Annotated in this window: 2 protein-coding genes; both read left to right on the forward strand. The window is 64.7% G+C overall.

Annotation, left to right across the window (positions count from 1 at the left end; all coding sequences use genetic code 11):
* On the forward strand, positions 1 to 1,258 hold a 1,258-nt coding region (locus EN949_RS34995; RefSeq protein WP_206535009.1), incomplete at its 5' end, for a flavin reductase.
* Positions 1,255 to 1,762: LLM class flavin-dependent oxidoreductase (locus EN949_RS35000; protein WP_127371975.1), on the forward strand; the 508-nt coding region annotated here is incomplete at its 3' end. The genes EN949_RS34995 and EN949_RS35000, both read left to right, overlap by 4 nt.

Genomic DNA, 1,762 nt, shown 5'->3' on the forward strand with positions numbered 1-1,762 from the left:
GGTCGACCCGGAAGGCTATGCCCGCACCTACCGCCTGTTCGCTCGTGCCGACGGCGATCATGCCGACCGCCTGCCGACGCTGGCCGTACCGGCCCTGTTCATGACCGGCTCCGAGGACAGGAACTCTTCGCCGGCAATGTCGGCCGCGATGGCACGGCTGGCGCCGCATGGCCGCTGCACGGTGCTGCCGGGCGAGAAGCACATGATGGCGGTCGCGGCGCCGGACCTCACCACGCGCCATATCGTTGACTTCCTCGCGGAGGACGAAGCGATCGAGCGAAGCGGCACTGCTGAGGCGAATACCGGGTTCGACAGCGGCGAGTTCCGCCGTGCGCTTGGCTCCTTCCTCACCGGCGTCACCATCGTCACCACCATCGGGCCAGAAGGCGAGCCGCGCGGCTTCACCGCCAACTCGTTCACCTCAGTGTCGCTCGATCCGCCCCTCGTGCTGGTCTGCATCGCCCACAAGGCCTTAGGCCATCCTGTCTTCGCGACATCGAAAAGCTTCGCCATCAACATCCTCAACGAGGGCCAGAAGGCAGCGTCCGGCATCTTCGCCTCGAAAGCCGCCGACAAGTTCGCCGCCGTAGCATGGCGGCCGGGAAGGACCGGCAGTCCCGTTTTGGACGGCTCCGTCGCGTCCTTTGACTGCGACATGGAGCGGCTGGTCGAGGCCGGCGATCATTCGATCCTCATCGGCCGCGTCCGCGATTTCGAGCACAATTCCGCGCAGCCGCTCGGCTATTGCCGCGGCGCCTATGTTGCACCCGGCCTCAGCCAGGACGCGCTGGCCGCGACCCAGCCCGGCACCGATGTCGGCGCCATCCTCGAAAATGGTGGCCGGATCCTGTTCGTGGAAACGGCGGACGGTTTTGAACTGCCGCGCGGCCGAGGGTTGGGTTCGGCAGGCGATGGCAATAGTCTGCGTGGACTGCTTGCGGCAAAGGCCATCGAGGCCCAGCTCGGCTTCCTGTTCGCCGTCTGGGACGACGCCGGACCTGTTTCGCGCACGCATGTCTACTATCGCGGTACGTTCGACGTGCCCGCTTCCAGCGATCGCGGCATTCGGCTCATCGAGATCGACGCGATCGAAGGATTGAAGATCGCCGATTCGGCGATCCGCTCGATGCTCACGCGCTATATCAGGGAATGCTCGGTGGATGCATTCGGCGTCTATGTCGGCAACGATGTCGAAGGCGAGGTCCGGCCGCTCGCCAGACCCAGCGCTTCCACCGTCAATACAGGTGCCCACGGATGAAATTCTCGCTCTTCGTGCATATGGAACGGTCGGATCTGGCCAAGCCGCATTCCGAGCTTGTGACCGAGCTCGAAGAACTGGTCCTGATGGCCGAACAGGCATGCTTCGAGACCGCCTGGATCGGCGAGCATCACGGCATGGAATTCACCATCTCGCCCAATCCCTTCATCAACATCGCCTATCTCGCCGCCAAGACCAGCCGTATCCGCCTCGGCACCGGAACCGTGATTGCGCCCTTCTGGCACCCGATCAAGCTTGCCGGCGAAGCGGCGATGGCTGACGTCATCAGCGGTGGCCGGCTGGACATCGGCATCGCGCGCGGCGCCTACAGCTATGAATATCAGCGCATCTTCCCAGGTCTTGACGCCTGGGGCGCCGGCCAGCGCATGCGCGAGATCATACCGGCGATCCGCGGCCTATGGGACGGCGACTTCGAACTCTCCGGCGAGTTCTGGCAATTCCCCGCCACCACCTCCTCGCCCAAGCCGCTGCAGAAACCCTACC

It is taken from the genome of Mesorhizobium sp. M7A.F.Ca.US.007.01.2.1 (assembly GCF_003998165.1).
GTDB classification, from domain to species: Bacteria; Pseudomonadota; Alphaproteobacteria; order Rhizobiales; family Rhizobiaceae; genus Mesorhizobium; species Mesorhizobium ciceri.